The 24249-nt window shown below is 66.1% G+C and carries 16 protein-coding genes; 6 read left to right on the top strand and 10 right to left on the bottom strand.

Annotation, left to right across the window (positions count from 1 at the left end):
• Nucleotides 1-10: 10 nt before the first annotated feature.
• Together ACWPMX_RS12060 and ACWPMX_RS12065 are read right to left on the bottom strand one after the other, a co-directional pair.
• On the bottom strand, nt 11-2773 hold the full coding sequence (locus ACWPMX_RS12060; RefSeq protein WP_455700239.1) for a TonB-dependent receptor plug domain-containing protein: 2763 nt from the start codon (nt 2771-2773) through the stop codon (nt 11-13).
• A gap of 139 nt (nt 2774-2912) precedes the next feature.
• Nucleotides 2913-5300 (bottom strand): TonB-dependent receptor, encoded by a 2388-nt coding sequence (locus ACWPMX_RS12065; RefSeq protein ID WP_455700240.1) that lies wholly within the window; start codon nt 5298-5300, stop codon nt 2913-2915.
• A gap of 178 nt (nt 5301-5478) precedes the next feature.
• Here ACWPMX_RS12065 and ACWPMX_RS12070 point away from each other — a divergent pair, with 178 nt between their 5' ends.
• Complete coding sequence (locus ACWPMX_RS12070) at nt 5479-7050, top strand: winged helix-turn-helix domain-containing protein (RefSeq protein ID WP_455700241.1); 1572 nt, start codon at nt 5479-5481, stop codon at nt 7048-7050.
• Between the two features lie 22 nt (nt 7051-7072).
• Here the strand turns inward: ACWPMX_RS12070 and ACWPMX_RS12075 are convergent, their stop codons facing one another.
• Together ACWPMX_RS12075 and ACWPMX_RS12080 are read right to left on the bottom strand one after the other, a co-directional pair.
• A complete protein-coding gene (locus tag ACWPMX_RS12075; RefSeq protein WP_455700242.1) occupies nt 7073-9430 on the bottom strand; it encodes a DNA translocase FtsK 4TM domain-containing protein in 2358 nt (785 codons plus the stop codon).
• Nucleotides 9431-9511: 81 nt separating this feature from the next.
• Nucleotides 9512-10078 (bottom strand): thiamine phosphate synthase, encoded by a 567-nt coding sequence (locus ACWPMX_RS12080; protein WP_455700243.1) that lies wholly within the window; start codon nt 10076-10078, stop codon nt 9512-9514.
• Nucleotides 10079-10085: 7 nt separating this feature from the next.
• Between ACWPMX_RS12080 and ACWPMX_RS12085 the strand changes: the two genes are divergently transcribed.
• Nucleotides 10086-10745 (top strand): YggS family pyridoxal phosphate-dependent enzyme, encoded by a 660-nt coding sequence (locus ACWPMX_RS12085; RefSeq protein WP_455700244.1) that lies wholly within the window; start codon nt 10086-10088, stop codon nt 10743-10745.
• A 66-nt stretch (nt 10746-10811) separates the two neighbouring features.
• Here the strand turns inward: ACWPMX_RS12085 and ACWPMX_RS12090 are convergent, their stop codons facing one another.
• Complete coding sequence (locus ACWPMX_RS12090; RefSeq protein WP_455700245.1) at nt 10812-13562, bottom strand: TonB-dependent receptor; 2751 nt, start codon at nt 13560-13562, stop codon at nt 10812-10814.
• Nucleotides 13563-13791: 229 nt separating this feature from the next.
• On the opposite strand from ACWPMX_RS12090, the gene ACWPMX_RS12095 reads away from it, so the two are divergent.
• On the top strand, nt 13792-14151 hold the full coding sequence (locus tag ACWPMX_RS12095; protein WP_455700246.1) for a hypothetical protein: 360 nt from the start codon (nt 13792-13794) through the stop codon (nt 14149-14151).
• On the opposite strand, the gene ACWPMX_RS12100 is transcribed toward ACWPMX_RS12095, so the two are convergent.
• Together ACWPMX_RS12100 and ACWPMX_RS12105 are read right to left on the bottom strand one after the other, a co-directional pair.
• On the bottom strand, nt 14152-16911 hold the full coding sequence (locus ACWPMX_RS12100; RefSeq protein ID WP_455700247.1) for a [protein-PII] uridylyltransferase: 2760 nt from the start codon (nt 16909-16911) through the stop codon (nt 14152-14154).
• Nucleotides 16908-18626, bottom strand: coding sequence for a class I adenylate-forming enzyme family protein (locus tag ACWPMX_RS12105; RefSeq protein WP_455700248.1), 1719 nt, complete (start codon nt 18624-18626; stop codon nt 16908-16910). The genes ACWPMX_RS12100 and ACWPMX_RS12105 overlap by 4 nt, the downstream gene beginning before the upstream one ends.
• Before the next feature lie 121 nt (nt 18627-18747).
• Here ACWPMX_RS12105 and lgt point away from each other — a divergent pair, with 121 nt between their 5' ends.
• From lgt to ACWPMX_RS12120, 3 genes are read left to right on the top strand one after another with little or no spacing between them, the layout of a single operon-like run.
• The gene (gene lgt, locus ACWPMX_RS12110; protein WP_455700782.1) at nt 18748-19620 is read left to right on the top strand and encodes a prolipoprotein diacylglyceryl transferase; all 873 of its coding nucleotides are present in this window, start codon (nt 18748-18750) and stop codon (nt 19618-19620) included.
• On the top strand, nt 19617-20678 hold the full coding sequence (locus ACWPMX_RS12115) for a class I SAM-dependent methyltransferase (protein ID WP_455700249.1): 1062 nt from the start codon (nt 19617-19619) through the stop codon (nt 20676-20678). The genes lgt and ACWPMX_RS12115 overlap by 4 nt, the downstream gene beginning before the upstream one ends.
• Nucleotides 20675-21097 carry a DUF2147 domain-containing protein gene (locus ACWPMX_RS12120; protein WP_455700250.1) on the top strand — a complete coding sequence of 141 codons (423 nt, stop codon included), beginning with the start codon at nt 20675-20677 and terminating at the stop codon, nt 21095-21097. The genes ACWPMX_RS12115 and ACWPMX_RS12120 overlap by 4 nt, the downstream gene beginning before the upstream one ends.
• Before the next feature lie 31 nt (nt 21098-21128).
• On the opposite strand, the gene ACWPMX_RS12125 is transcribed toward ACWPMX_RS12120, so the two are convergent.
• The 3 genes from ACWPMX_RS12125 to ACWPMX_RS12135 form a co-directional block, all read right to left on the bottom strand.
• Complete coding sequence (locus ACWPMX_RS12125; protein WP_455700251.1) at nt 21129-22646, bottom strand: sensor histidine kinase; 1518 nt, start codon at nt 22644-22646, stop codon at nt 21129-21131.
• Nucleotides 22647-22763: 117 nt separating this feature from the next.
• Nucleotides 22764-23561 (bottom strand): DUF2182 domain-containing protein, encoded by a 798-nt coding sequence (locus ACWPMX_RS12130; protein ID WP_455700252.1) that lies wholly within the window; start codon nt 23559-23561, stop codon nt 22764-22766.
• 14 nt (nt 23562-23575) lie between these two features.
• Nucleotides 23576-24208 (bottom strand): DUF1326 domain-containing protein, encoded by a 633-nt coding sequence (locus ACWPMX_RS12135; RefSeq protein WP_455700253.1) that lies wholly within the window; start codon nt 24206-24208, stop codon nt 23576-23578.
• Between the last annotated feature and the right edge of the window lie 41 nt (nt 24209-24249).

The raw sequence follows: 24249 nt of genomic DNA on the forward strand, positions 1-24249 counted from the left end.
GCTGCAAGGGTCAGAAGTCGAAACCGACACGCCCGTAGAGGTAGCGTCCGTTGAACCCGAACGGCGAGAAGTTGGAATAGCCGTTGTACTGCTGGTTCTGCGGATAGGTGCCGCCGATCGCCGTCGGCCGGGCCCCGAACGGCAGGCGATCGGGGTAAACGTCGAACACGTTGTCCGCGCCCACCGCCAGGTGCAGCCGCTCCATCACGTCGAAGCGGAACTCGACGTCGGTGATCCACTTCGCGCTGAGGATCACGTCGTCGGGGCCGAGCGCGGTGAAGCTCGCCTGATTGGGGGCCAGCGGCAAGGCGGAACCGGGCGCAAGCACCTTGCCGAACCGCGTCGAACGGAGGGTGAAGCCGAACGGCTCGATATCGCCGTCGAGGCTCAGGACCACCTTGTCCTTGGGCTGGCCATCGGTGAAGCGCAGCGATTCGAGGCGGCCGAACAGGATGATGTTCGGGATCGACGCGAGCGGCCCCAGCGTGTTGTTGCGGGCGATGATCTTCTGGTCGTTGTAGTTGTAGGCCGCGGTCAGATTGAACCGGCCGAAATCGACCGGCAGGCGGTAGTTGAGCACCGCATCCACGCCTTGCGTACGCGTATCGAGACCGTTGACGAAGAAACGCACCGCGGTGACGGGCAGGTTCTGCGCGGCCAGGAAGGCACGGATCGACGCGTCGGCCGCCGAAGAGGTCGCGCCGAGGTTTTCGGTCAGGACCACGCGATCCTTGATCTTGATGTTGTAGTAATCGACCGTCAGCGTCATCCCGCTGATCGGGTTGGCGGTGAAGCCGCCCGACAGGTTGAACGACTTTTCGGGCTCCAGATCCTTCGATCCCAGCGCCCGCGCGATCGGGTTGGCCACCGGATAGGTGAAGATGTCCACCGGCACGCCCGAGAGGAAGTTGGTCGCGAAGCCCGAGAAGAACTGCTGGTGGACCGAGGGTGCCCGGAACCCGTTCGAGACCGAACCGCGCACCGCGAAGCCCGGCACGAATTCGTAGCGCGCCGCCAGCTTGCCGGTCAGCGACCCGCCGAAATCGGAATAATGCTCGTAGCGACCCGCGGCGGTGAGCGACAATCCGTCGATCGGGTCGGTATCGAGTTCCAGATATGCAGCGACGTTGTGGCGGCCATTGAGCGAGGCGGCCGATCCCGGCAGGCCCGGGAAGCCCTGCGCCCCGACCGCGTTGCTGCGACCGGGGAATGTGCATTGCGAGGTCGTCGCGTTGAACACACCCTGCTGGGCGGTGCAGTTGACAAGCGTGGTGTTGTTAATCGGCAGCCGGAAGAAGGGTCCGGCCCCGTAGGAAGCGAACTCGCCCGCCTCGACCTCGTACTTTTCGCGCCGGTATTCACCGCCGAACGACACAGTCAGCGGCTTGGCGAAGCCCATATCGAAGTCGCGGCCGAAATCGAGGTTGAGCAGGCCCTGGAAATAGCGAAGGCCGCCCGCGTCGAACGTGCGCGGAGTCGCACCGCCGAACGTGGCGTTGACGGTGTCCTGCACCTGATAGTCGAACTTGTTCTGCCCCATCCCCGCCGAATACTCGACGCGCCAGCCCATCAATTCGCCGCGCACCCCGGCGGTGAACGCATAGTCCGTGTAATCGGACACGATCAGCGGCAGGAATCCATCCGGCGTGAGCACCGGGGTATTGACCGTCGGCCGCGTCTGGTTCGGGGCCAACTGCGAATAGTCGACGTTCGCGGCATTCGATTGCTGGCGATAGTTCGCCGCGCTTTCGGAATCGCGCTGGTTGAAGCTACCGAAGACGAAACCTTCCCAGCCGCCTCCCACCTGGAAACCGCTGTTGACGAAGAACGTATAATCGTCGGCCTTCGGGTCGCCGAAGCGGAATTCGCGCCGGCCGAACGTCAATTCGCGCGGGTCGAACGTTGTTGCAGTCGGCTGAATGTAGTTCGGTCGCAGGTCGAAGCCGGTCCGGTTGGTGGGATCGCGGTGGCGGTATTCGGCGGTGATGTTGAGGAACCCGTCCGGCCCGAACAACGGCAGGCCGAAGTTCGTGGCATAGGAATACTGCTCGCCGTCGCGGACCTTGAGCTCGCCGTCGGTGTTGGCGAGGAAATAGCGGGTGTCGGCCGGATTGAGGATCGGCTGCCCGGCAGCGTTCGTCTGCAGCCCGGTCACGCGGTCGACACCGTCGAGGGTCGTCACGTACTTGCCGTAGGTCGCCACCGCCTTGCCGCGGTCGTTCGCGGTCTTCAACCTGACGTTGATGACCCCCGCGATCGCGTCCGAGCCGTATTGCGACGAGGCGCCGTCGCGCAGCACTTCGATCCGCTCGATCGCGAGCGCCGGGATCGCGTTCATGTCTACCGCCGCCGAGCCGCGGCCGACGGTACCGTTGATGTTGAGCAGGGCAGCGGTGTGCCGGCGCTTGCCGTTGACGAGGACCAGCGTCTGGTCGGGCGCGAGACCGCGCAACGACGCGGGGCGCAGGGCATCGGAACCGTCCGAGATCGCCGGCTGGGGAAAGTTAAAGCTCGGAACGAGCTTGTTGAGGATTTTGTTGGTTTCCGTCTGGCCGCTTTCGGTCAGTGCATCCCCGGCGAACACGTCGACCGGAACAGGCGAACTTTCGACCGTCCGCGTCGTCGAGCGCGTGCCCGTGACGATGATCTGCTGTTCGGGCGGAAGGTCGGCGGCGGCGGGATCGCTGGCCGAGTCCTGCGCCAGGGCGGGCTGCGCGGCCGCTACGAGACCGAGGAAGGCAACGGTTGCGAATAGATCTTGACGGCGGATCATGTGGAGACTCCCTGTTATCAAGCAATTAAATAACAGGGTGCGCCCGGGTGGCTTCATGTTTTGTGTGGGGTCGGTCGCGAATGCGGACGAGTGTTGCACGTTCGTAACACGGCATGGCAACTTTGCCTCCCGCTCGACTTCAAAATCGCGCGCTCGCCCGTATTCCGATGATTCTTGGCGGCGACACCGATGAAACGAGCAGATTGCTTGTCGGATGGAAGATGACGAAGGTCGGATACCGGCGTCCTGAGATGTTCCGGACGAACGCAGCCAGTTCGAACTTGTCGTTCGCTGACGTGAACTGGGCCTCAGCGTCCGAGGTCCAATGCGCGGGCACGGTCTGCTCATCCAGCAGTGTCGCCCCCACGTTCTGCGCCGAGACGTACCGGGTGCGGGCCATGACCGCCAGTTCGCCGCCTGCCAATGGAAACCCCTGCCGCGCGCCGAGGTTGGCGGTCCATTCGGGCGATGCGAACGGGCGCTCGCCGGTACAATCGACCGAATACAGGCCTGCGGTGGTCGTCAGCGTCGCCGCGCATCCGGTCAGCGGTGGGTTGGCCCCCGTCACGGCCTGGACGAACGTATAGTCGATGTATCGGGAATCGAGATACTGCACGTCGGCGAAAACGGTCGTTCGCGATGTCGGCCTCAGCACCGCTTCTCCCGCCAGTCCGCGGATGCGCGATCGGGCGACGTTGCGGGTGAAGTTCACGTTGCGCGGCGGGTTGGACAGATCGGGCTGGACCGCGCTCACATGCTGGTCGCGGTAGCTCCACCAGAACGCCTCGCCGGTCAGCGACACCACGCGGTTCGCGCTGTGCCAGCGCGCGCCGAGCGTGTAGGCGGTGACGCGTTCGGGTGCATAGGTTTCGTATCCGACCGCGGTGTTGAGGCCGCCCGGACGATAGCCGGTCTGCACGTTGGCATAGGCGACGCCATGCGCACCCACGTCGGCCTCCGCCCCCGCCCGCCAGGTCGTAACTGCGAATTTCGCAGCGCGATCGGTATCCACTCGGTCGGCGCGGGTGATCGTGGCACCTGTATTCACGCCGTTCACGAAGATCGGCAACCGGGCGGCTGGTGCCGGTACCGGCAGCCCGGAGGCCGCCGGGCTGTCACCGAGCTGGAGCAGTGGTACCGATGGGCACGCAGGCCGTCCGCTCACCGCCACGCCGCATGCCAGCGTATAGCTGGTCGTGATCGCGCTCAGCGACTTTTCGTCCCACGAGCGCCGTACGCCGCCCACCAAACGCATACCCGGTATGATTGTTACGGTGCCATTTGCGAAAAGCGCCCGGCTGCGGGTACCGTAGCGTGAGTCGCTGTTGGCGAGCTGCGTTGAAAAGTTCGTGGCGTATCGCGCGCGGATATCCTCGTCGAAAATCAGTCCGCCGAGCAGCCACTCGACGGGGCCGGTCGTTCCAGCCAGTCGCGCCTCCACGCTGCGCTGGTCGTCGGTCTCCCGATACAGGTACCCGAACGGCGCGCCGGCCAGCACCTGGTCGAACTCGTTTCGTCGCCACGCGGGAATGACGGTCAGGGTACCGAACCCGAGATCGGCCGCGATTTCGGCATGGGCGCCGTAAAGCTCGTTGTTCTGGTATGGCACTGCCAGCTGCGCATCGAGATTGCGACCGAGTGAAGGTAGCGGCACCGTCTGGCGAAACGCCTGCGCCAGTGGATCGCGATTGCCGGTGCCGAGATCGAGGTTCGATGGCACCACGCGATACCGCCCCGCCGCCGCGTCGTAAGCGTAATACCCGAGGTACGTCGTGCCGATGCCGATACCGCGCTGCTGGGTGTAATCGCCCGACACACGCACCGTCAGGCCCTGCTGGAGCGCGGACTTCAGTTGCACGCGAAGCGACTCCTGCCTCGCACCGACATCATAGCCGCTGAGATAATTGTCCTGCGACAGCGCCTGCCCGGACACTCGCAGGGCGCCGTTCGCACCCAATGGCAGGTTGATCGCGCCTTCGAGGTTCATCGTATCGCGCGAGGCATAGCTGCCGCTGACGAACCCGCCGACGTCGCCGGCCACGGGCTGGACCGGCAGCAGGTTGACACTGCCCGCCGAGGCGTTGCGACCGTAGAGCACGCCCTGCGGACCTTTCAGGATTTCCACCCGCTCGAGGTCGAAGAACTGGCCCTGCGTGCCGTTCGCCCGCGCGACGAATACCCCGTCGTAGTTCCAGCCCACCGCCGGTTCGGTCGAGGGCGTCAGAGTGAAATTGCCGATGCCGCGCAGGAAGATGATGTTGGCGGTGGCGTTGGGAAGGACCGTGATGGCGGTCGAGAATTCGGCCAGTCTGTCGGGAGCCGTGATCGCGCCGTCGCGGACGGTCTTGCCCTCCACGACCGAAAGCGGGGCGGCGATCGTGGCCAGCGGCTCGCTTTCGCGCAAGGCCGTGACCACGATCTCCCCCGCCGACGAACCCTGTTCCTCCTGCGCCGTGGTCGCCATCGGCCAAACCGCGCATCCGCACAGCAATGCCGCGACGATCGCCTTCGTCCCGCCCCTTGTCATTCCCGCTGTCCCATCAGCCGCATATCTCACCCCGATCATGCCCTGCCGTTCGGCGATTGGCGATGCCCGCAACCCGATGGTTTGCCGATGTTTTACCGAGGATCGAATCACCATCCGCTTGCGTGACGTAACGGAACAGGGCAATTTCGGTCGAAGGGCAGGAGGCGGGCGGCCGGCCATGGACGCACAATCATCCATCGAAGCGAAGGGTCCGATCGACCTTGCGCGTGTGTCCGCCTTTCGCGTCGGCACAGCGAGCGTTCAGCCATCGCGCCTCGTCATTTCCGGTCCATCCGGGGAGGTCTCGCTCGAGCCGCGCGTGATGCAGGTGCTCGCCGTGCTCGGCGAAGCGCGCGGCGCGACCGTTTCGCGCGATACGCTGCTCGATCGATGCTGGCCGGGTGTCGTCGTCGGCGAGGATTCGGTCCATCGGGCGATCGCCGAAGCCCGGCGGGCGCTTCGCGAGGCGGGCGCAGAATCCGGCATCGAGACGGTTCCGCGTGTCGGCTACCGCCTGGAAGTGGCGAGCGAGCCCGACGTTGCCGGGCAACCGCCTGGGGCGAGACCGGAGCTGATGGCCCGGCGCGGACTGGTGGTCGGCGCAGCAGCCATCGGTACGGTAGCGGCCGGCGGCTGGTGGGTCATGCGTCCGAAGCGCGATCCCCGGGTCACGACGCTGCTTGAGAGCGCCCGACAGGCGCTGCGCGAGGAATTGCCCGATCGCAATGCGCAGGGCCTCGGCTTCCTGAAAGAAGCCGCGGCCCTCGCCCCCAACGATCCCGAAGTGTTGGGGCTGTTATCGGTCGCGTGGCGAAACGCCTCCGAATACGGAGCCGCGGGCGAAGCTTCCCAAGCGGCTGAACAAAGCGAGGCGACCGCGCGCAAGGCACTGGCAATCGACCCGGACGAAGGAAACGCCCTTGCGGCGCTTGCCACGCTCCAGCCGTTCTACGGCGATTGGGCCGCCGCCGAGCGGCGCCTGCTCAATGTGCTCGACAAGGCACCCGACGCGCTGCCCGCGATCAGCCACCTGACGACCCTCTATCAATCTTCGGGGTACTTGCAGGCGTCCGACGACCGCAACCTGTCTGCGCTGAGGCTCGACCCGCTGTCACCGGTGTTCCAGTTTCGCGGTGCGCTCAAGCACTGGATCGGTGGGCGTCTCCCGCAAGCCGACGCGCAGATCGACCGTGCCATCGAACTGTGGCCGCGCCACCCGGCGGTGTGGAACACACGGCTGATGATTTACGCCTACACCGGCCGCGCCGATGCCGGGCTGGAGTACCTCGAGAGCGAGAGCCAGCGCCCTGCGACGGTCCCGCCGATGGCGATGGCGCTATGGCGCGCGGTGCTGGGCGCGCTCGCAAGCGGCGATGCGGCTGCGCGCGACCGGGCGCGCGCCGCGAGCATCAAGGCGGCGCAGCAGAGCGTGTCGGGCTCAAATACCGCGCTGATGTATCTCGCCCACTCGGGCGAACTCGACACCGCGTTCGAGGTTGCCAATGGATTCCTGCTGCGGCGGGGCCCTTACGCAGCGAGCGGCCAGGTCGGCGATCGTCAGACCTGGGTCACCGACCAGGCATGGCGGCGGACGATGTTCCTGTTCACCCCCGCGATGCTCAACGTGCGACGAGATCCGCGCTTCGCCGGCCTGGTCGAGGGTATGGGGTTGACCAGATTCTGGCGCGACCGCGGCGAGGAACCGGATTATCCGGCGTTCGACGCGCGGCAGGCGAAAGCGGCGACCTGAGCGCGGTCGCCCCTTCCCGGCGTCAGAGCGGATTGCCGTCCTTGTCGCGGTAGATATCGCGGCGGCCGACATGGTTGGCGGGGCCGACGAAGCCATCCTCCTCCATCTTTTCGATCCACTTCGCCGCCGTGTTGTAGCCCACGCCCATCTGGCGCTGGAGCCACGATCCGGATGCCTTCTGGTGCTCGAACACGATCTGGCAGGCCTGACGGTACTTGCGCTCTTCGGGGTTGTCGGATGCCGTCAGCTCGTCGTCGAAGCTGAAGCCGAAGCCTTCCTCCGGCTCCTCGGTCACGGCGTCGACATAATCGGGTCTGCCCTGACCGCGCCAGTGCACCGCGACCTGCTCGACTTCCTCGTCCGACACGAACGGGCCGTGCACGCGGACCAGCGCGCCTGTGCTCGGCTTGTAGAGCATATCGCCCTTGCCCAGCAGCTGCTCGGCGCCCTGCTCGCCCAGGATCGTGCGGCTGTCGATGCGGCTCGTCACGTTGAAGCTGATGCGGGTCGGCAGGTTCGCCTTGATCACACCGGTGATGACGTCGACCGAGGGGCGCTGGGTCGCCATGATCAGGTGAATGCCCGCCGCGCGGCTCTTCTGGCTGAGCCGCTGGATCAGCACCTCGATCTCCTTGCCGACGGTGACCATGAGGTCGGCCAGCTCGTCGACGATCAGCACGATCTGCGGCAGCGCGGCGTAATCGAGCTGCTCTTCCTCGAAGATCTCCTCGCCGGTGTCCGGATCGAAGCCGGTCTGCACGCGGCGGCCCAATGGCTTGCCCTTGGCGATCGCGGTCTTCACCCGCTCGTTGAAGCCGGCGATATTGCGCGCACCGATGCTCGACATCATGCGATAGCGGCGCTCCATCTCCTCGACCGCCCACTTGAGCGCGCGGACAGCCTTCGACGGCTCGGTCACCACCGGCGAGAGCAGGTGCGGGATGTCGTCGTAGCTCTTGAGTTCGAGCACCTTGGGATCGATCAGGATCAGGCGGCAGTCGTCGGGCGTGAACTTGTAGAGCAGGCTCAACAGGATGCAGTTGAGCCCCACCGACTTGCCCGAACCGGTCGTGCCCGCGACCAGCAGGTGAGGCATGGCGGCAAGATCGGCCACGATCGGCTCGCCCGCGATATCCTTGCCGAGGATGATCGGCAGGCTGCCGCGCGCGTTCACGAAGGCGTCGCAGGCGGCGAGTTCCTTGAATGCGACCGTCTGGCGGTCGGCGTTGGGCAGTTCGATACCCATCACGGTCTTGCCCGGGATCGAGCTGACGCGCGCGCTGATCGCGCTCATGTTGCGGGCGATATCCTCGGCAAGGCCGATCACCCGGCTCGCCTTGATGCCGGGCGCGGGTTCCAGCTCGTACATAGTGACAACAGGGCCGGTGCGGACCGCGGTGATCTCGCCCTTCACGTTGAAGTCGTCGAGCACGGTTTCGAGCAGGCGGGCATTGCGCTCGAGCGCCAGCTTGTCGAGCTTGGGCGCGGCGTGGACCGGCGGTTCCTCCAGCAGGTCGAGGCTGGGGAGCTGGTAGGTCGCGAACAGGTCCTTCTGCGCCTTCTTGCCCGCTGGCTTGGCAGCGCGCGGCGCGGCGGCGGGATCGGCGATCTCGGGCGCACGGCGTTCGGTGATCTGCGGCAGCTCGGCCGGCTCCGCCTCGCGCATCCGCCGGGCACGCTGCTTCGGTATGAAGGGCAGGTCCACGTCGGGCATCGTCCGAGCCCGCGTCAGGAACCGCGGCAGGGTGAGGAGCTGGATCCAGTCGATCGCGAACACGCGGGTGATCCCGGCGACACCGCCGCCGAGCGCGAGAAGCGCGAGGGCAAGGATGGCCCAGCCCGACGCGGTCTCTCCGAGGCGCGCAGCGATCGCCTCGATCGCGCCCGCGCCGAGAAGGCCCACGATCCCGCCCATCGATGCGGGCAGCGAGCCGCCCGGGCGGTCAAACGTGAGCGCCAGCACGGTGCCGATGAGCGCCATCGAAAGCAGCAGCAGGCCGAATGGGCGCCACCAGCGGGTCCGGGTCTCGCTCTCGAATTCGTCGTCCTCCTCGACCTCGCGCCACAACTTTCGCGCGCCGATGTAGAGGAGCGGCAACAGCAGCACGGCGGTGACGCCGAACAGGAAGAACACCCGCTCGGCCACCCACGCGCCCAGCGGCCCCATCCAATTGCGGAAATCGGTGCCCGCCGCCGCAGTCGACGCGCTGGCATCGGTCTGGGCATAGCTCGCCATGGCGAGGCCGAGGAACAGCATCGCGCCGAACAGCGCGGCGGCACCCGCCATCTGCCCCGCCCGGCGCAGCGAGCGACGGAACGTGGCGCGCCAGTCCGTGGCCGGTGTCCGACCCGCGGCGCGGCCCATCGCGCGTGATGCCATGTTCGCTTCCCCTTGAACGTCCGGCGGACATTATCGCAGGCGCGCGAGTCCGCCGTCAAGAATCCTTCGGCGAACCGAGGTTTAAGTGTCCTGCTTGAGCGCCAGCCCGTCGATCGCGGCCCAGCGGCCCCATCCCAGTTCCTTCGCCCGTTCGAAGGTCATGCCCCCGAGCGCGATCACCGGCATTTCCGCCAGCGCGGCAAGCGCATGGAACTTTTCGGGACCGAGCGGCGCAATATTGGGATGCGTCCGCGTGGCAAACACCGGCGACAGCATCGCTGCGTCGGCGCCAGAGGCATTGGCGTGCGCGATCTCGTGCCCGTCATGCACCGCCGCGACCCGCAGCAACTCGGGCGCCTCGCCGATCGCTTCGGGCGGGCCGTAGGAGCCTTGCGCGCCCCATGCCCGGGCCTGATCGTCGCTCCCCGAGAGGATCAGCAGGTGGCCTCCGTCTGCCACGATCGGCACCAATTCATCGAAGCGCAGCCGCCGGGCGCGTGGATCGAGGTGGTAGTGGCGATAGACGAACGCCGACTTCGGCGGCAGCGCCCGCAGCGCGCGCGGCAGCAATTCGTCGTTGCGGGCGTCCGACAGGAGCCACAGGTCAGGGAGTGTCTGGCGATCGCCCATGACCTCGCTATAGCGCATCCCCGCTATGAACGCAGCGTTACCCCTGTTCGCAATCCACGACCGTATCGACCGCGCTTGCCGGATCGCCCGCCGCGAGCCCGGCGACGTGTCGCTGGTCGCGGTGAGCAAGACCCAGCCGCCCGAGGCTATCGAGTTCCTCCTGCGCGAAGGGCACCGCCTGTTCGGCGAGAACCGCGTGCAGGAAAGCGAGGCCAAGTGGCCCGCCCTGCGCGAACGCTGGCCCGATGCCGAGCTTCACCTTGTCGGACAGCTCCAGTCGAACAAGGCCGAGGACGCGGTGCGCCTATTCGACTGCATCCATTCGCTCGACCGCCCCAGCCTCGTCACCGCGCTCGCCAAGGCCTTCGACAAGGTCGGTCGGCAGGTGCCGTGCTTCGTGCAGGTCGACGTCGGCGAGGAACCGCAGAAGGGCGGTTGCCCGGTGGCCGAGCTGCCCGCGCTCCTGACGCAGGCGCGCGACGCCGGGGTGCCGGTCATCGGCCTCATGTGCGTGCCGCCGTCGGACATCGAACCCGCGCCGTTCTTCGCCTTCCTCGACAACCTCGCGCGCGACAACGGCCTGGCCGAACTGAGCATGGGAATGAGCGGCGATTACGAGACCGCGATCCAGCTCGGCGCGACACACGTGCGGATTGGCACCGCGCTGTTTGGCGCGCGCGGCTAGTTCCCCCCAAAATGAAAGGGCGCCCCTTGCGGAGCGCCCTTTCGCTTTTTCAACCGGCTGCCGCGATCAGAAGCTGAAGCGCCCGGTGATCCCGTAGGTCCGCGGTTCGGCGAGGAACTGCGAGAACAGCTGACGGCCGCCCGGATACTGCGGGTCGACGAACGGAGCCGAGGTGGTGCCCGCCTGGAACGGCGAGTTGAACGCGACCTGCGCATACTGCTTGTTGAACACGTTCTGGGCCCAGAATTCGATCGCCCACTTCTCGTCCGGTCCGCGGACGCCGACACGGGCGTTGAACAGCGCGTACCCGTCCTGCTCCTTTTGCGGGAACAGGTCGGAACCGGTGTTGTAGTCGCTGGTCATGCGGCCGTCGAAGTAGACAAGACCGCTGAGCCCACTCGGGGTCAGTTCCGGCGTCCAGGTGACGCTGCCGGTGGCGACCAGCTCGGGCGCGTTCGACAGGTTGTCGCCAGGCAGCTTGCGCAGCGCCGGATCGAGCGGCGCGCCCGTTTTGTTGCCGACGAGGTCGGCCCGATACTTCGTGCGCGCGTAGGTCAGGCCGGCCGCCACGCGGAAATCCTGCGCCGGATTCATCTGCGCTTCGAGCTCGAAACCCTGCGTCCGGACGCCGTAGGTCACGTCATCCGCGGCGCACGAACCGGTCGTCGCGCTCGCATCCTGGTCCGCAGCCGAGCCCCCGACGAGGTTGTCGCACCCGTTGATCGTCTGGACCAGGAAGACCGTGCCGTTGAACGTGTTTAGCTGGAAGTTGCTGAAGTCCGAACGGAAGGCCGACAGGCTCAGGCTGAACGGCCCGGTCGCATACTTCGCACCGATTTCGTAGCTGTTGACCAGTTCGGGATCGAACTGGAGCCGGCCGACGAGTGCCTGCGCGCCGCCTTGCGAAGCGAAGGTCAGCAGCGGAATTTTCAGCGCCGATCGATCGAGGTTGAAACCGCCTGCCTTGTAGCCCCGGGCGAAGCTGCCGTAGAGGAGCAGATCGTCGGTCGCCTTGTACGACAGGATCGCCGTGCCGGTGAACTCGTCCTCGCTGCGCGAATCGTTGATCGACACCCCGTTCAGTTCGGCGGTCGAGTTGCCCTGGCAGGCGAGGCCGATCAGGCCCTGCGACACCGCGGCGAGCGCAGCGACCCCCGTGAACGACCCGACGAGTCCTTGCACGGTCGTACAACCGGTGTTGTCGTTACCGAAGGTGGCCGAGAAGTCCTTCTTGTCGTTGGTATACCGCAGGCCGAGGGTCAGATCGACGCGATCGGTCACGTGCACGATGTTATGCGTGAACAGCGCCCAGTTATTGTCTTCCTGGAAGTAATTGTCGATCGTCGACCCGCGGTCGTTGATGCCGTCAAGCGCATCGAGGGCGGCATAGATCGCGGGCGACGCGGCGCCGAACGCGGCCGGCCGCGCAGCGACGCAACCCGGTGACGTGGGCGAATAGAGCCCGGCCAGACCGCCGCCGGAGATCAGGCGGCAGGTGGCGAACCGGCCATACTGCCTGCCGAACCGCAGGTTGTCGCGCACGGTCAGCTTTTCGTTGGCATAGAAGCCGCCGATCAGCCAGTCGAGCTTGCCGCCGAGTGCTTCGCCTTGCAGCCGCAGTTCTTGTGTAAAGGTATGGAACTGGCGATATGCCTCGTCGCTTTCGCCGCGATAGAGGATGTCGACCGCGCTGTAGTCGGTGTCGGACGCCTGGCCCGAACGGTACTGGCGGTAGCCGGTGATCGAGGTCAGCGTTGCCGCTCCGAAATCGTAGTTCAGTTCACCGGAAACGCCGTAGTCCTTGGTCACGCCGGCAAAGCTGCGGCCCGGCGAAACGAAAATCTCGCGGCTGTAGCCCTGGTTGAGACCCCGAAGCGGTTGGCCAAGGTCCCGCAGCACGTTGACGATGTTGTTGCCATCGGCCTGAGGCAGGTTCGGCGGAGTGCCCGTGGCCCCCGTCGACAGCGGGGTCGACGGGTTATTGAGGTTGCCGATATACTCGTTGACCGTCGGGCCGACATAGGTCGCCGCGCAGCACTTCTCGTCGCGGTAGGTGTAGTCGCCGATCAGGCGGAACGACAGCGAGTCGGTCGGCTCGAAGAGCACCTGGCCGCGCACGAAGTAGCGATCGCGATCGTTCACGTCGGTGTTGTTGGTGGTGTCGCGATAGAAGCCGTCGCGCTTCACCCAGATTCCATCGAGCCGGGCGGCGATCGTTTCGCTGATCGGACCGGTCACGCTCCCGCCGATACGCATGTAATCGTAGTTGCCGTAGGTGACTTCGCCGGTGGCGCCGAAATCGAACGATGGCTTCTTCGAATAGATGCTGATGAGGCCGGCTGACGAGTTGCGCCCGCCGAGTGTGCCTTGCGGGCCGCGCTGCACTTCGACGCGCTCGATCTCGCCGAGTTCGTTGAGGCCGATGCCTGACCGCGAGCGGTAGACGCCGTCGATGAAGACCGGGACCGAGCTTTCGAGGCCGGGGTTGTCGCCGACCGTGCCGATGCCGCGGATACGCGCCGAACCGTTCGCTTCCGAACCGGTCGAGGACACGAGGAGGGACGGAGCGACCTGGTTGAGCTGGCGGATGTCGTTCGCGCCGCTGTTCTGGAGGACTTCGGCATTCACGGCCGAAATGGCGACCGGCACGTCGGCGAGCGACTGTTCGCGGCCTTGCGCGGTCACGATGATGACGTTGCTGTCGTCTTCGACTTCCTGCGTAGGAGTATCGGCGTCCTGCGCAAGCGCACCCTGGGGAAGGAGGATTGCACTCGCACCGGCAAGGGCGAGCGCACGCAAAGATACCGTCGTTTTCATGGTTAGGTTTCCTCTCCTGAAGCTACTTGGCGAGCTTTACGTGCACGTTAGGTCGTCGGTCGCGGAAAGGAAACGAAATTGTCGCAAGAGGCCCACTTCCTTGCAAAGTGTTGCAGCCGTGCCGCGTTTTGGGTTTTCAAAGGGCCGCGTAACCCGGCGTTAGCCATTGGCACGCGCGAAATGTTTACGCGCAGCGGGCATTCCCAATCTTCCAAGAAGGAGAATGTCCGTGGGCCGGATCGTCGCCATCGTCGCCTTTGCCAGTGCCGCAGCCCTGTTGCCGGTTTCGGCCATGGCTCAGGATGCAGGCGATCCAGAGCGCGCATTCGCACGCGCGGCACGCAGCTTTACCGCCTGCCTCGCCAGCGAGGCGGAGGGCGGCAGCCGCGTTGCGCCAGATTCGGATACCGTTCGCACAGAAAAGCCCTGTGTTATCCAGGAAGGCGCCTATCGGGCCGCCAACATTCGCCTGCGGATCAGCCGCGGCCAGACGCCCGAACAGGCAGCCACCGATACCGACGAAGATGTCCGCGAAGGCCGCAGGCTCGTGCTCGAAGGCCAGGTTTCGCGCTACGCGATGGCGCGCTGATCAGGCGTTTTCGAGCGCTGCCTGCCGCTCGTCGCTGGCGGCCTCCAGGAGCGCGGACTCGATCGCCTTGAGCCGGGCCGGAGCCGTCACCTTGCCGCCGGTCAGATCGGTCACATAGAAAGTGTCGGCCGCGCGCTCGCCGTAATTGGTAACGTGCGCCGAATTGACAACCAGCCGGTTCTCGAACAGCGCACGCGACAGCCGGTTGAGCAGCGCCGCGCGGTCGCGCGCGTTGACTTCGATCACCGTGAAACGGCCAGACGCCTGGTTGTCGAACGTGACCACCGGTCGCACGTCGAAGGCGATCGACCGGCTGTGCGGTAGCGGCCGCTTGGCGAGCTGTGGCACCAGCGGCGTGCGGTTGGCCAGCGCATCCGCGATCGCGGTCTCCAGCCTGCGCAATTGCGCGTCCTCGCTGAACGGGCGACCATGCGGGTCCTGCACCAGGAAGTTGTCGACCGCCCAGCCGCTGCGCGTGGTGTGGATGCGCGCGTCGATGATGTTCGCCCCGGCGAGGTGGATGCCCCCTGCGATGCGATAGAACAGTCCCGGATGGTCCGCTGCGATAACGGTAACGAGTGTCGCGCCGCGCGCGGGATAGACCTCGCAGTGTACGGACAGATTGTCCTTGTCCTCGTGGCTGATGCCGTAATGGACGAGGTTGAGGGCGATGATGTCGTCGGGCTCCGCGATCCAGTATGAATCGTCGAACCGGTCGCCGTAGAGCCGCAGCAGTCCCACCCTGTCACCGAGCCTCTCGGCGACCGCCTCCTTCTTCGCCTCGACCCGCGCCTTGCGGCCATGCTTCATATGGCCGAGCCGCAACCGTTCGGTCGCCGCGTCGCTCAATTCGCCGAGGAGCTGCCCCTTCCAGCTATTCCAGGTGCCGGGGCCAACGGCACGGATATCGACCGCGGTCAGGATCATCAGGTTCTTGAGCCGCTCGACGCTCTGCACCTGGCTGACGAAATCCTCGATGGTCTTGGGATCGGTCAGATCGCGCTTGAAGGCGGTCGCACTCATCAGTAGGTGCGCGCGCACCAGCCAGGCGACGAGCGCGGTTTCACCTTCGTCGAGTCCGAAGCGCGGGCAGAGCTGCTCCGCCACCTCGCCGCCCAATACCGAGTGGTCCCCGCCCCGGCCCTTGGCGATGTCGTGCAGCAGCACGGCGACGTAGATCGCACGGCGGCTGGCGATCTCGTGGATCAGCCTGGTCGCGCGCGGATGGTCGGCGGTGAGTTCGCCCTTCTCGATCCGGTTCAGCAACCCGATTGCGCGAATGGTATGCTCGTCGACCGTGTAGTGGTGGTACATGTCGAACTGCATCTGCGCGTTGACCCGGCCGAAATCGGGCACGAACCGGCCGAAAACGCCAGCCTCGTTCATCCACCGCAGCACGCCCTCGGGATCGTTGCGACCGGCAAGCACATCGAGGAACAGCGCGTTGGCGCGCGGATCGTTGCGCGTCTCGCCGCGGATCAGCCCGGAATCGCGCGCCGCCTGGCGCATGGTATCGGGATGGATCTCGAGGCCGTTCGCCTCGGCAAGCTGGAACACCTCGATCAGCCGGACAGGGTCCGCCCGGAACCAGTCGTCGCCCGGTGCCGCGATGCGACCGCCGAACACTCGGTAACCTTTGAGATCGCGCGCGCGGGGTCGGAATCCCGCGAGAAGGCCCTTGCGTTCGCGGGTCCTGGCGAACTGGTCGTCGATGTGCGCGAGGAACACGCCCGTGAGCGATCCGACGCGCTTGGCCTGCAGGAAATAGAACTGCATGAAGCGCTCGACCGCGCTTTTGCCGGGGCGGTCGGCAAAGTTCATCCGCGCGGCGACCGCGCGCTGGAGGTCGAAGGTCAACCGGTCCTCCGCGCGGCCGGTCAGAATGTGCAGGTGGCAGCGCACCGCCAGCATGAATCCTTCTGCGCGACGGAAGCTGCGATACTCGGCGGAGGTGAACAGGCCGACGTCGACCAGCTCGGCCGCGGCGCGCACCTTGTGGATGTATTTCCCGATCCAATAGAGCGTCTGCAGATCGCGCAGGCCGCCCTTGCCGTCTTTCACGTTGGGTTCGACGACATAGCGGCTGTCACCCATCCGCTTGTGCCGCGCGTTGCGCTCGTCGAGCTTGTCGCTGACGAACTGCTTTTCGGTGCCCTTCACCACTTCTTCGGCAAAGCGCCGCTGCGTTTCGTCGTAGAGAGCCTGGTCGCCCCAAACGTAGCGCCCTTCGAGCAGAGCGGTGCGGATCGTCAGGTCGGCGCGCGCCATGCGGATCGTCTCGTCGACCGAGCGGCTCGAATGCCCGACCTTGAGGCCGAGGTCCCACAGGTAATAGAGCATCGCCTCGATCACCTGCTCGCACCACGGCGCGTTGCGCGTGGGATGGATGAAGGCGATGTCGACATCCGAATGCGGCGCCATCTCGGCGCGGCCGTATCCGCCCACCGCGATCAGCGCGAGGCGTTCGGCGGTCGAGCGGTTCACCGAAGGATAGACGTCGGCGACAACATGGTCGTGTATCGTCCGGACAAGCTGGTCGATCAGGAACGAGTGGCCGCCGGTGATCTCGTGACCCGCGCTGGGCTTGTCTTCCAGCCGCCGGTCGAGCTCCGCCCGACCCGCTTCGAGCGCGGCCTTCAACGCCTCGACGATCGCCGGGCGTGCCTTGCCCATGCCGCTTTCGGCCAGCGTCGCGATCGTGTCGGCGAGCGCGCGCCGGTCGATGACCTCGCGCTGGTTGGGGACCCGCTGCTGGTTCAAGCCGCTCCCGATCCCGCTTTCGCCGCTTCGGCCAGCGGCTGGTACTTTGCCCTCAGAGCCGGCTTGTCGATCTTCTCGGTGCCGAGGCGGGGCAGCGCGTCATCGACCGCCCAGAGGAATTGCGGCACCTTGAACTTGGCCAGCCGCTCGCAGAGGAATTCCTTGAGATCCTCCGCGCCCACCTCGTACCCGTCCTTGACCACATAGACGGCGGCCGGAATCTCACCCATCCGCTCGTCGGCGACCCCGAACACCGAGCACTCGGCGATATGCGGGTGCGCGTAGATTTCCTGCTCGACCTCGATGCAGCTGATGTTTTCGCCGCCGCGGATGATGATGTCCTTCTTGCGATCGACGATGAACAGATAGCCGTCCTCGTCGACGTAGCCGAGATCGCCCGTACGGAAATAGGCATCCGAAGTATACGCCGCTTCGGTCGCTTCTTCGTTGCGCCAGTAGCCGAGGAAGTTGCACACCGACCGGAAGCTGACTTCACCGACCTTGCCGCTCGGCAGCGCCTGTCCCGCATCGTCGAGGATCGCCATGTCGACGAGCGGGGCTGACGCGGTGCCGGTGGAGCCGGGCTTGGCGATGTAGTTCTCGTTGAGGTTGCCGCAGCCGACTGCGTTGGTCTCGGTCAATCCGTAGCCGAGCAGCGGGTAGCCGCCTGGGAATGCCTCGCGGATCTTGGTCACGTGCTCGGGCGGACGCGGGGCGCCGCCGGCGGCGAAACTCTTGCATTGCGACAGGTCGTACTTGTCGCGGTCGGGGTGGGTGGCCAGTTCGAAGCTCATCAGCGGCACGCCGACGAAATAGGTGATCTTCTCCTCGTCGAGCAGGCGGAGCGCTTCGGTCGCATCCCACTTGGGCATCAGGACCAGCTTGCGCCCCAGTGCGTAGCTCTGGAGGAAGAGCGGGATTTCGCCGGTGACGTGGAACAGCGGCACCGCCACCAGCGCACTCGGCTGGACTGTCGGCGCTTCGTTACGCTCGGTGAGGATCTGCAGCACCATCGCGGTCTGCGCGACGTAATTCATGATTCCGCTGACGACGCCGAGGTGGTCCGAATAGGCGCCCTTGGGCGATCCGGTCGAACCCGAGGTGTAGAGGATCGTCGCAAGGTCGTCCGGCCCCAGCACGCCGAGCATCTCGGTCGCGGTATCGCCTTCGGCCCAGACCGCCTCCAGTCCGCGCGAGGGCGGACCGTCGTGCGTGATGACCACGACCTTGGCCGTATGATCGACCCCGTCGAGCCGCGCGGCCCGCTGCGGGTCGGCGAGCACCAGCGAACATTCGCACAGATCGATGCCGTAGCCGAGCTCTTCCCCGGTCCACCAGCCGTTGAGCAGGGTCGCGCAGCCTCCGCCCATCAGCACGCCAAGATAGGCGATGATCCAGTTCGCGGAATTGCGCGCGGCGATGCCGACCCGGTCGCCACGCTGCATTCCGTGCACGGTGACGAGACCGTGGGCCACGTGGCGCGCCGCGTCGTAGATCTCGCCGAAGGTCATCCGGAGGTCGCCGTCGACGATGAACAGCGTGTCCTTGTGCTGGGCGCTGAAGTGGGCGACGTAGTGGGCCAGCGTGGGCGGCGCGTTGACGAAGGCCGGCATCGACACCCCGCGCCGTTCGACCATGCGGGTTTCGAACATCTGGCCCGCCTGCGTCTGCGAATGCGAAATCCGCTGGATGTCCTTGTCGAGCTCGCTGGCCATGGTCTCGGTCGGTCCTCTCGTTGCCGTTTGCTTGCCGGGGTTTCGCTGCCTCGCTCGCTATGCCAAAGACGCGCGCGAACTGGCGGCCGACGCCGGTCTGTCGCATCAAGGGTAAGGACCAATCGTGCTGCTGTCACTACTGGCGGAGACGTCTCAGGCGATCCACTTCGAGGACCTCGGACTCCGTAAGGGAATCGACCTCGGGTTCTTCGAGTTGCGGTTCTATTCGCTCGCCTACCTTGCCGGAATCGTGCTGGGCTACTGGCACCTGACGAGGATGATCAAGGCACCCGGCAGCCCGATGGCCCAACGCCACGCGGACGACCTGTTCTTCTATTGCACGATCGGTATCATTCTCGGCGGGCGCCTCGGCTACGCGCTGTTCTACTCGCCCGATTTCTACCTGCTCACCCACCCGCTCGAGTTCTTCAAGCTGTGGGAAGGCGGGATGAGCTTCCACGGGGGCGTGCTCGGGGTGCTGGTCGCAATCGCGTGGGTATGCCGCCAGGGCAAGATCAGCTTCCTGCGCACCGCCGACTACATCGCGGTCAACGTGCCGTTCGGGATGCTGTTCGGACGCCTCGCCAACTTCGTGAACGGCGAGCTCTGGGGCCGTCCGACCGACGTGCCATGGGCGATGATCTTCCCCGAGGATCCGACCCAGCTTCCGCGCCACCCGAGCCAGCTCTACGAGGCCGGCCTCGAGGGCGCCCTGCTCGTCGTCGTCATGCTGTTCCTGTTCTGGCGGACGAAGGCCCGCTGGCGGCCCGGCCTGCTGGTCGGCGTATTTACCGCCGGGGTCGCGCTTGGCCGCTTCATCGTCGAGTTCTACCGCGAGCCCGATGCGCAGCTTGCCGATTTCGCCCGCTCGTCCGGCCTCAACATGGGCCAGTGGCTGACGATCCCGATGATCCTGCTCGGCGTATTCCTCGTCGCCCGCGCCCTGACCCGCCCGCCGCTCGGCAGCCAGGGGGCCCAGCCCGCGGCCGCATGAGCAGTTCCGATACCCCGCTGGCGGACGTCTTCCGCCGGCTGATCCGGGCGACCGGGCCGATAAGCCTGGCGCACTTCATGGCGGAATCGAACGCCCGCTACTATTCGAGCCGCGATCCCTTGGGCGCGACCGGCGATTTCGTGACCGCGCCCGAGATCAGCCAGATGTTCGGCGAACTGATCGGCCTGTGGCTGGCCGATATGTGGATTCGCGCTGGCCGGCGCGACCCGATCGCCTATGTCGAGCTGGGACCGGGTCGCGGCACGCTGGCCAAGGACGCCATGCGCACGATGAAGCGTTACGGCCTCGTTCCCGAAATCCATTTCGTCGAGGCGTCGCCCGCTCTGCGGGACGTTCAACGCGAGGCAGTGCCCGAGGCTGCCTTTCATTCCGACCTCGCGAGCTTGCCGGCCGACTGCCCACTGCTCATCGTGGCCAACGAGTTCCTCGACGCGCTGCCGGTCCGTCAACTCGTCCGCGCGGCGGAGGGCTGGCGCGAGCGGATGGTCGGCCTCGATGGAGACAGCTTCATTCACGTCGTCGGCGCGCAGCCGATGGACGCTGCGGTGCCGCCCGCCTGGCGCGAAGGGCGGCAGGGCACGATCATCGAGACGAGCCCGGCTGCCGCAGCGGTGGTCTACGAAATCTCCGGTCGCCTTGCCGCGCAAGGCGGCTGCGCGCTGCTGATCGATTACGGCCACACCGACAACCGGGCGGGCTCGACGATGCAGGCCGTCCGCGCGCACCGAAAGGTCGATCCTTTCAGCGCGCCGGGCGAAGCAGACCTCACCGCCCACGTCGATTTCGCGACGCTCGCGCGGGCCGCGCAGGCCCGGGGCGTGAGGTGGATGGGCACCCCCGCGCAAGGCCAGTGGCTCCGCGCGCTGGGCATCGAGACCCGCGCCGAGGCGCTCGCGACCCGCGCCCCACACTTGCGAGCGGAACTTTTCGCAGCCCGCGATCGCTTGTCCGCCGACGACCAGATGGGCACGCTGTTCAAGGTCATGGGTCTTGCTGCACCCGGTTGGCCGCACGGCGTCGGCTTCGAAGGAGAATGAGACCGGTGCTACGCCTCGTCACCATCGCGGCCGTGCTGTTCGCCGCCACACCGCTTGCCGCCGCGGATTCGATCGACGGCCTTTGGACCACCGCCGACCGTTCGGGCCAGGTGCGGATCGGCGATTGCGGAACGACGCGTTGCGGCAAGCTCGCGCGGTTCCTTACGCCGCCCCCGCAGGGTCCGGACCAGCGCGACGTCAACAACCCCGACCGCAGCCTGCGCTCCCGCCGGATCATGGGGCTGCCGATCCTGACGGGGTTCAAGGCAGACGGCGCCGTATGGCGCGGAACGATCTACGATCCCAAGAGCGGCAAGTCCTATCGCTCGATCCTGCGACGCAAAGATGCCGCCACACTCGAGGTCAAAGGCTGTATCGGCCCGTTCTGCCAGACCCAGCTCTGGCGCCGCGCAGACTGAAGGTCGCGCCGACGGGCCGTGTGCCAAAAGGTCAGGTGCGGATCGACGCCACAGGGATGTCGAGATCGATCTCGATACCGCCGGGCAGGAACCGGCGTTCGATCTTCCCGCCTAGCTGACCTTCGACCGACATCTGCACCAGCCGCGAACCGAACCCTTCCTTGCCCGGCTCGCTCAACTGCGGCCCGCCCGTCTCGCGCCAGGTGATGCGCGCGCGGCCATCATCGTCGGGACAGTCGATCGCGATCTCGACCGTACCGGCTTCCAAGGAGAGCGCCCCGTATTTGGCCGAATTGGTCGCCAGCTCGTGGAAGATCAGCGCGAGCGGCGTCGCTGCCCGGGTGCCGATCGCACAGTCTCGCCCGGTCAGACTGACTCGCCCGTGGCCGTCATCGTATGGCGCCATGAGATCGCGCATGAGGCCCAGCAGGCTATCGCCCTTGGCGCCTTCCACCGGCCGGACGAAATCGTGCGCCCGACCGAGCGCGCGGATCGTCGCCACGAGTTCGTCTGCGAATTCGCGCGCAGCTTCGTGGCGGCGGGCACGGATCGAGACCAGCCCGGCGACCACCGCGAAGATGTTCTTGATCCGGTGAGACAACTCTTTCGCGAGCAGGTCGCGCGTGTCGGACAGGCGGTGGCTGTCGTCGATGTCGGTCAGCGTGCCGTACCAGCGCGAGACTTTGCCCGACGAGTCGGCGACCGCCAGCGCGCGCGACAGGGTCCATCGCCACGAACCATCCGCTTGCCGCAGCCGGTATTCGCTTTCGTAGGGCTTTCCGGCCTCGTAGCTTTCCCACCACGAGCCGAACGCCTGATCGGTCTCGTCCGGGTGGACGACCGGGCGCCAGTCGTCGGTCAGTTTCGGCTGAGGTTCGCCGGTCACCTGGTCCCAGCGCGAGTTGAAGTAATCGAAATTGCCGTCGCCGTCGGCCGACCAGATGATCGCGGGTAGGAGGTCGGCGATCTCGCGCATGGTGCGCTGGCCCTCGCTTTCGCGCAATTCCGCCGCAAGGCCTTTGCGCCGCGCATCGAGCCGCCGCATCACGGCCTGCGCCAGCACGCGCAGCCCCTCGCTCTGGAGATCGGTCAGTCCTTCGGGCCGCGCTACGCGGTCGATCACGCATAGCGCGCCCAGCGATGCACCCTCGGGCGAAATCAACGGCGAACCGGCGTAGAAGCGCACGTGCTCGTCGCCGGTGACGAGCGGATTGTCGATGAACCGGGCATCGTCGGTCGCATCGGGCACGACCATTTCCTCACCCGAGAGCATGGTGTGCGCGCAGAAGCTCTCGCTTCGCGGCGTGCCTTCGAGCTCAGCGCCCTCGCGCGCGATGAACGATTGCCGATCGCGCTCGACGATAGTGACGAACGCCAGCGGTGTGCCGCATAGCCGGGCGGCGAAACCGGTGATCGCCGTCAGCTCCGGGTCGTTCTCGAGCGCGGCATGGCGATAGGCCTCGAGCACGGCCACGCGCTCGTCTTCCCCGCTGAGCAGGGCTGAAGGCTCCACACTCGAAGGCGGGCCAGAAGATTCTTCGAATTTCACAGATTGCGATCCTGGGCGGCAGAATTATCCCAATTCTCACCCATCTTCAAGACTTTGCTTCGCAACCTTAACTTGCGCGCAAGTTGTTAGAAACACACCGAATTGATCGCCGTGGGTCTATGCTGCAAGAATGGCCGCCGTTCCCGCTGCAACCAGCAGCGCGCCCCCGAGAAGCGCGATCGATCGCCCCCACGGAAGGAGCTTTTCGGCCGCCACCAATACCGTCAGGCCGGCGACCCAAGCGAGGTTCATGATCCCGCCGACGAACAGCAACAGCATCAGCGCCCAGCAACACCCGGTGCAATAGGCGCCGTGGATCAGGCCCATGCGCAGCGCACCTACGGTACCAGGCCGGTACCTACGTGCGAGGAACTCCGCCGGATTGCGGCAATGCGACAGGCATGCGCCCTTGAGCGGCGAAAGCTGGTAGATACCGGCGGCGATCATCACGGCGCCGGCCAGTTTGGTACTGGCGAGCCCCATCGTCTCGGCCGCGACGACACCCCATGCCTGAAGAACGACCTGAAGCCCTGCAGCACCTGCCGAAAAGACCGCCCAGATGAGGAGGTAGCCGAGCAGGAAGGCGCCCGTCGGCGGTGCGGGTGCGTCGTCCGGCGACCCGGCGGCGGCGGCCCGCGAATAGAGCAGCACCGTCGGCGCTGCGGACGGGAGCATCATGGCGACCATCATCACCAGCCACATCGCGAAAACGATAATCGACTGCGCGGCCGGCGATGCCATCGTCATGCCTGCCATCGCCGGACCGGGTTCTGCCGGGCGGAACGAGAACCCGGGCGCCATTGCCATCCCGGCACCGCTGGCGAGCCACCCCCACGCGAGCAGGACGAGCACCGCGAGCGCGCCAAGCGTGACCAGCCGATGCCATTGCAGCACCCGATCGGTCAGTCGGCCCATTTCTCTGCTGCCCGTCAGCCGTACACAACCCCGTGGCTGTCGAGATGGAGGTGGGCGAACTGGCCGTATTTCGATGCGATCTCGACCGGCACCGGACCGTCCGATTGGCTCGAGGCCGAACCGATGTCGGCGTATTCGTATTCGAAGCCACTCGGCAGGTGGATACGGGCGCGAACCTCGGACCCGTCGACCGGGCTGCGGATCGGTTCCCCGTCCATCTGAACGACGTCGGGAATCCGCATGGTGCCCCTGCGACCTTCGACATCGACCGCGAATTCGATCGGTACGAACATCGGCGGGTGCATCGTCTCGACCGTCGAGGAGAAGACCGCGAACATCGTCGCGAACGGATCGGTATCGGCGCCGGTCATGATGGCCAGAAGGGCGGCCCGCTGCGCCTCGCTCGCGCGCTCGTCGACGAAGGCGACCGCCTCGCCATGACCTTCGTGGATCGGTCCGGGCCACTTGAAGATCGCGCCGATCCTGAGGCCGGCGAGGTCGACGTCGCCATACACCCCTTCGTCGATCTCCATTCCGAATACCGCGTGGCAGTGGCCCTTGTCGGGCAATCCGCCGAACTGGCAGTTGCACCCGTACTCGCAGGTACAGTTGACGAGCTGCCGTCCCTTGAGCTTCCAGTACGCCATGGCCTGTCTCCTCTGGGTCGAAGCCTCCTAGCAGAAACGGA

It is taken from the genome of Tsuneonella sp. HG094, assembly GCF_053819285.1.

Coding starts and splice junctions, on each gene's coding strand:
- ACWPMX_RS12060 (WP_455700239.1), bottom strand. CDS start 2,773: ATGATCCGCCGTCAAGATCTATTCGCAACCGTTGCCTTCCTCGGTCTC.
- ACWPMX_RS12065 (WP_455700240.1), bottom strand. CDS start 5,300: ATGACAAGGGGCGGGACGAAGGCGATCGTCGCGGCATTGCTGTGCGGA.
- ACWPMX_RS12070 (WP_455700241.1), top strand. CDS start 5,479: ATGGACGCACAATCATCCATCGAAGCGAAGGGTCCGATCGACCTTGCG.
- ACWPMX_RS12075 (WP_455700242.1), bottom strand. CDS start 9,430: ATGGCATCACGCGCGATGGGCCGCGCCGCGGGTCGGACACCGGCCACG.
- ACWPMX_RS12080 (WP_455700243.1), bottom strand. CDS start 10,078: ATGCGCTATAGCGAGGTCATGGGCGATCGCCAGACACTCCCTGACCTG.
- ACWPMX_RS12085 (WP_455700244.1), top strand. CDS start 10,086: ATGAACGCAGCGTTACCCCTGTTCGCAATCCACGACCGTATCGACCGC.
- ACWPMX_RS12090 (WP_455700245.1), bottom strand. CDS start 13,562: ATGAAAACGACGGTATCTTTGCGTGCGCTCGCCCTTGCCGGTGCGAGT.
- ACWPMX_RS12105 (WP_455700248.1), bottom strand. CDS start 18,626: ATGGCCAGCGAGCTCGACAAGGACATCCAGCGGATTTCGCATTCGCAG.
- ACWPMX_RS12115 (WP_455700249.1), top strand. CDS start 19,617: ATGAGCAGTTCCGATACCCCGCTGGCGGACGTCTTCCGCCGGCTGATC.
- ACWPMX_RS12120 (WP_455700250.1), top strand. CDS start 20,675: ATGAGACCGGTGCTACGCCTCGTCACCATCGCGGCCGTGCTGTTCGCC.
- ACWPMX_RS12130 (WP_455700252.1), bottom strand. CDS start 23,561: ATGGGCCGACTGACCGATCGGGTGCTGCAATGGCATCGGCTGGTCACG.
- ACWPMX_RS12135 (WP_455700253.1), bottom strand. CDS start 24,208: ATGGCGTACTGGAAGCTCAAGGGACGGCAGCTCGTCAACTGTACCTGC.